We start from the raw sequence: 5,991 nt of genomic DNA, 5'->3' as shown, positions 1-5,991 counted from the left end.
TTACCAATCATAAGAATACCAAGAACGGGATAATCAAAGGAGGTTTTGACCGTGTGAACCTGTTCCAACAAGCGGAACAGGGCTTTGATAAACTCTTTGGTTACGACCGCCAACATTACGAATCGTTTAACTACCACAACACAATGAAAAACGATTCTATCTCTTCACAACTTGAATTACAGACGCAAACTTTTACTGGTGAAAAGAAAAAAGATATATTCCAATCCACTGAAAAAGAAAACAATATTTCTTGCAATCTTGATAGCAAGATGGAAAACAAACATTCTAACAATCAACAAAACAACAATGGCGGTGATTCCTTGTTATCTATCTTTTCATTGGGAGTAGACTTTACATTGAGTTCTACATTAGAAGAGCAAATGCCTAAACCCAAAAAGAGAAAACAGAGAAAGCCCAAACGGTAAAAGTATCTGTTCAAATTTTAAAAGTATTATAAGGAGAGATACTATATTTTGCATACATAAAATCTCAAATCCAGCGAGAAAGCGGAAAACTTTCTCTATATTTGCATATAATTGAAATAGAATTAACTTACGTTTATGATTAATAGTCAAAATATACCCCATTTAATCAAATATATGGGAGCCAAAAGAGAAATATTGGAATATGTAACAGAATCAATTCAAAATCTAAATGTGAATTCCGAATGGCTATGTGACTTATTTTCAGGAACATCTATAATTTCCGCATCTTTAAAAGACGAATATAATATACATGCAAACGATATACAGCAATACTCAGCCATATTTAGTAATACGTATTTGCTAAATCTAAATCGTTTAATTCCGCCTCTACAAATACAGGAGATTGAGAAACGTGTTTGTTTTTTAGTCGCAGAGTTCAAAGAACGATATCCTCAATTAGAATTTAATTATACCCAAATCACCAACTATAAAGAGTTACAGCAACTTGAGAAAGCTCAACAAGAACTGATTAGTTTTGATTTTGGAATAGGTTTTAACCTATTCACAAAATATTATTCTGGTACATATTGGTCATTTGAACAATGTGTATGGATAGATTCTATTAGAGCAATAGCAGAAGATTATATTGGTACACCTTCGTATTATGCAATATTATCATCCTTAATCTTTTCAATGTCTTATGCATCACAAAGTACAGGTCATTTTGCGCAATATCGAGATGTTACTGAATCTAATATGAATGATATTTTAATATATCGTCATAAAAATATATGGAATTTGTTTTCTAAAAAATTTGAAGAGTTAATTTCCACATTAAATATAGAAACTAATTTTGAATATAAAGTAACATCACTAGACTATATGGATTGTCTTCGAGTAATAGAAAAAAATTCTATCGTTTATGCAGACCCACCATATAGCACGGTTCATTACTCAAGGTTTTATCATGCTATAGAAACTTTAGTCCGATATGACCACCCCATTATAAAGTATAAAGGTCGGTATAGGGATGATCGGCATCAATCCCCTTTTGATAAGAAGAAAGAGGTGAGAAATGCTTTCAAATTATTATTTGAAGGGGTTAAAAATAGGGAATCCCATTTAGTCCTAAGCTACAGCAATAATGGAATGATTAGTCAAGAAGAAATATTAAACATTGGGAGTTCAGTCTTGGGAAAAGGATATAAATGCGATTTACAATCAAGGGAATATATTCACAGCAAAATGGGACGCTCTGATGAAAACCAATTAGATGTGAATGAGCTTATTATATCTTATAAAAAAGTATAATCATGGATTCTATTCAGATAGATTTTACAGAACTAAGGACATCATGGACTAAATATGATATAGTCCAAGCATTAGATGTTATATATAGTGTTGATACTATACAGAAATATAAGAATAAGGAAGCAAAAATTAATGAAAGAATTTTGCGTTCATTTCTTGGTATCAACTCTCTAGATGATCCAATTCCTGATTATTGGATTGAAATTCAAAAATATCCAATAGAAAAGAAAATATTTTCATTACTAGCTCTGATCTTTACTCATGGAGGGGTTGTAAAAGACTTTGCAACTAAGTATTCAAAAGATAACATGAAAGGTGTCTTTTATATTGATTCTAAAGACAAACAGCTTACTAATATTCGCAGTGCTTTAGTGGTTGCAGAAGCAACAGAACCGACAAATAGGAGAAAAAATGAAGTACCTTATGACTTCTCCGTTGCATATTATAATCCTAAAGTTGGAAAATTATTTAAAAAAGTATTATTAGAAAGGTTTTCTAGATTTACAAACAAAGAACTCTCGAATGATGAGTTTTATAGTATATGTGAGAAAAATGAATTTCATAAAGCTTTAAGTTTAACTTTTGATCAATTCAAAACATGGCTTGAAGGATATAGCTTTAATGCGTGCTATGTTAAAGAATTACATATCAGGAATTTTCTATCAATAAAAGAGCCAGTAGATATTGACCTAGAAAAATCAAAAGAAATATATTTTCTTGGAGAAAATGGTGACGGAAAGTCACTTATAATAATGGCAATATATCTTGCTTTTAACGGAAATTATATCAAATATAAAACTGAAAAGCGGGATACAGGAATTGCATCCGATATATTGGATAATAATAGCGATCTATATGGTATTGATGAGTGGGGGCATCAATATAATATTTCTAATGCAATATATCTTGATAATCTTTATGCTTATGGTACACATCGCGGAAGATATAATGCTGATCCTTCTGAAAAATATGGTTTCATGTCATTATTCAATAATGATCTTACACTAAATAGCCCAGAGCAATGGCTGAAAAATCTAAAATTGGAAGAGGAACAAGCTGAAGAAAATAAGCTAAAAATAAAAGTTGCAACTAAACAATTAGAAGACATTCTATTTAATTTACTCGAAAGAAACGTTAAAACTCACATTGAAGGGAGTAAGGTTTTTTTTGAGGAAAAAGGATGTTTCCTAGGTATATATCAATTATCAGAAGGATATAGGAGTATCATTATTTTTGTCTGTGATTTGTTGTATCGTTTATATAAAAATAATAGCGACGATATATTCAAAACGAAAGGTGTTGTTTTAGTCGATGAAATAGATCAACATTTGCATTTAAAATGGCAAAGAATAATTGTTAGTAAGTTACGAAATATATTTCCAAATATACAGTTCATATTTACGACGCACAGCCCTACAATTATTCAAGGTGCATCAGACGATTCTATTATATTTAGAACATATAGAGTGAACGGCATAACAAAAGTGAGTGAACCCTATTATAGAAAGGACTTAGATCATCTCATGATGAATACTTTAGTAACTTCTTCTCTGTTTGGATTGGAAGATTCCAGATTAGACACAGATGATAATAATTCCGATACTAACGACACTTATTTATTGTATAAAATAAACAAGAAACTTATTTCAAAGTTACAAGAACAAAAAGAAAAAGGTAAGAATTTTATTAGTGAGAACGAAATTGACTCTTTGATAGATAGCATTTTAGAAGAATATCAAAATGAAGAAGATCAATAAAGACTTAGCAGTAATACCACCATCACTAGTTATTGGTGATGATAAGTTAACACACCAAAGGAGATTAGAACTAATAGCAAAGAAACATTATATTAATGAAGCACCTTACAATGATCGATATAAAACTGATGATATTAGAGATAGATTAGTGCTTATATATAACAACAAATGTGCTTTTTGCGAACAAAAGGTTGAACAATATCATATTGAACATTTTAGACCTAAGCAAATTTACTACTGGTTAGCATATAGTTGGGATAATCTTTTATTAGCGTGCCACTATTGCAATAATTATAAAGGCATAAACTTCGCAATAAAAGGAAAGCGAGCTAAATGCCCTAGTACAAAAAATTTAAAAAGCATCAATACTATATCATCCAACAAATATAATCTTCAAGAGCAACCAAAGTTAATAAATCCAGAGCAATCAGATCCAAGTCCTTACTTGATATTTGAAAGAGATGGGAAAATAACTTCTGATAACGAAGATTATAAATATACAATAGAAACATGTAGAATAGACCGTAAATATTTAAATGATAGTAGAAAAAAAATTATTGATAAATTTAAGAGAGAAATAATTTCAGAGCTTGTTCATAATTCAACTCCAGAAGAACAAAAGCAGGCTATAAATATATTGGTCAGACGTTTTGTTAATGAAGCCAATGATAATGATAATGAATTTTTGGCTTTTCGTAATTTTGCAATTGGACACAATTGGTTAAATGATGTAGTAAAAGAGGCTATTACTACTTTATAATAATTATAATGCCTATATGCTCTCGAAATTTGATAAATCAACAAATATGTTTATCTTTGCACCTAGTATTCTCCATGAGCAAACTACCGCAAAAGCACGTAGCAAATCAGTGGGTTAAATCATGGGATATGCTTGAAACTAAAAATATAAAGTTTTAAATATCAGCGTGGTAACTCTGTCAAGAGAATCCCAGGCGGATCACTCAAACAGCCTCAGAATCAATTCTGAGGCTGTTTGATTAATACCCCTCTCCCAGTTATCAACAAGTTCCTTATTCACACCTGTTCATAAAACCTGCTTACTACAAAACAAACCACAGATAGCCAGATAATTATCCTGTTAATAACTTCGTTCAAAAGCTGTTCAATAAGAAAAATAAAAGGGATTCTCTCTGTATACTCTGTAGTGAAAAGGAAGCTAAGAAGCAAGTTCTTAAATAAGATACTACCCGTTCCAAAGTGCTAAAGCATTAAATGAGAAACAGAGAAAGAAAGTAATTTAAGTTCATCTTAGCAGCCGAGATGTGCATCTTGACAGCCAAGATCTATATCTTAGCGGCTAAGATGTAAATCTCAGCTGCTAAGATGAAGAAAGTCAGATGAAGAAAGCTACTTTCCAAAGGGATGAAAAGAACTTTAGTCGAAGTGCTTCTGGATTTAGTATCTAACTTCGCTATGAGTGTATTTAAAGCCATTGACAAGTTTCCACCAACAACGAATCCAAAAAGATGTCTCAAAGCAGGCAACGACTCTCTATGAAGTTGTTCACAAAGCCTATTTAAAAAGAGATACCACCTATATATCAACAATTTATCCTGTTAATAACTTTATAGAAAATTCTCAGGATCAAAGAAAAGCAAAGTGGATATCGGCACAAAAATACGATCTATTCCGATAATCAGCAGATTATCTTTCGTACTTTTGCCCCTTCAGCGGTTAATGCATAGGTGAAATGCAGGGCAAGATGTATAAACAGAAACGATTAATAATTTATGAAGGAGAATGTTTACGATAAAGAATCCTTCTTTGAGAAATATGGCGAGATGCTACGCTCAAAAGAAGGGTTGAAAGGTGCGGGAGAATGGCCGACACTGGAAAAGATATTACCTGATTTTGAAGGGAAACGGACACTTGATTTGGGATGTGGCTATGGATGGCACTGCATGTATGCAGCTTCTAAAGGAGCAAGCCATGTGGTTGGTATTGATTTGTCTGAGAAAATGCTACAAGAGGCTGAAAAAAAGAAGGAGTCCGACAAAATAGAATATCACCGGATAGGGATAGAAGACTATGATTATCCGTCGAATCGCTTTGATGTAGTTGTCAGTTCACTGGCTTTACACTACATTGAAAATTTAGAAGAGATATTCCGAAAGGTGTACCGTACATTAGCCCAAGGAGGAACATTCGTGTTTACAATGGAACATCCGATATTTACGGCACATGGAACCGAAGATTGGTTTTACAACACAGCAGGAACCGCACAGCACTGGCCGGTAGATCATTATTTCACTGAAGGATACCGGGAAACCTCTTTCTTGGGAGAAACGGTAGTGAAATTCCATCATACTTTAACTTCCATATTGCAGGGACTATTGCAGGCCGGATTTACCATAACCAATGTGATAGAGCCTCAACCGACTAAAGAGATGCTGCAAAAGATCAAGGATATGGAAGAAGAATTGAGACGGCCTATGATGCTGGCTGTTTCTGCCGTCAAAGTCTGAACAAGCAAAGGG

General features: G+C 32.6%; 5 protein-coding genes. All 5 read left to right on the top strand.

Going from position 1 to position 5,991, the window contains the following annotated elements; translation table 11 throughout:
• A partial coding sequence (locus ACLUJM_RS12485; RefSeq protein ID WP_412412942.1) for a DUF5712 family protein occupies positions 1–425 on the top strand: 425 nt, incomplete at its 5' end.
• Positions 426–560: 135 nt separating this feature from the next.
• Complete coding sequence (locus tag ACLUJM_RS12480; RefSeq protein WP_032540265.1) at positions 561–1,736, top strand: DNA adenine methylase; 1,176 nt, start codon at positions 561–563, stop codon at positions 1,734–1,736.
• Positions 1,737–1,738: 2 nt separating this feature from the next.
• Positions 1,739–3,493 carry an AAA family ATPase gene (locus ACLUJM_RS12475; RefSeq protein ID WP_412412941.1) on the top strand — a complete coding sequence of 585 codons (1,755 nt, stop codon included), beginning with the start codon at positions 1,739–1,741 and terminating at the stop codon, positions 3,491–3,493.
• The gene (locus ACLUJM_RS12470) at positions 3,477–4,253 is read left to right on the top strand and encodes a retron system putative HNH endonuclease (RefSeq protein WP_032540267.1); all 777 of its coding nucleotides are present in this window, start codon (positions 3,477–3,479) and stop codon (positions 4,251–4,253) included. The genes ACLUJM_RS12475 and ACLUJM_RS12470 overlap by 17 nt, the downstream gene beginning before the upstream one ends.
• A gap of 991 nt (positions 4,254–5,244) precedes the next feature.
• Positions 5,245–5,979 carry a class I SAM-dependent methyltransferase gene (locus ACLUJM_RS12465; RefSeq protein ID WP_005810607.1) on the top strand — a complete coding sequence of 245 codons (735 nt, stop codon included), beginning with the start codon at positions 5,245–5,247 and terminating at the stop codon, positions 5,977–5,979.
• The last annotated feature ends 12 nt before the right edge of the window (positions 5,980–5,991 follow it).

The organism is Finegoldia sp. (assembly GCF_046991905.1).
In the GTDB taxonomy this organism is placed as follows: Bacteria; Bacillota; Clostridia; order Tissierellales; family Peptoniphilaceae; genus Finegoldia.
This window is presented reverse-complemented; position numbering and strand designations above follow the sequence as displayed.

Excerpts from the sequence above, each read along its gene's own strand:
- ACLUJM_RS12480 (WP_032540265.1), top strand. The coding sequence starts at position 561 with ATGATTAATAGTCAAAATATACCCCATTTAATCAAATATATGGGAGCC.
- ACLUJM_RS12475 (WP_412412941.1), top strand. The coding sequence starts at position 1,739 with ATGGATTCTATTCAGATAGATTTTACAGAACTAAGGACATCATGGACT.
- ACLUJM_RS12470 (WP_032540267.1), top strand. The coding sequence starts at position 3,477 with ATGAAGAAGATCAATAAAGACTTAGCAGTAATACCACCATCACTAGTT.
- ACLUJM_RS12465 (WP_005810607.1), top strand. The coding sequence starts at position 5,245 with ATGAAGGAGAATGTTTACGATAAAGAATCCTTCTTTGAGAAATATGGC.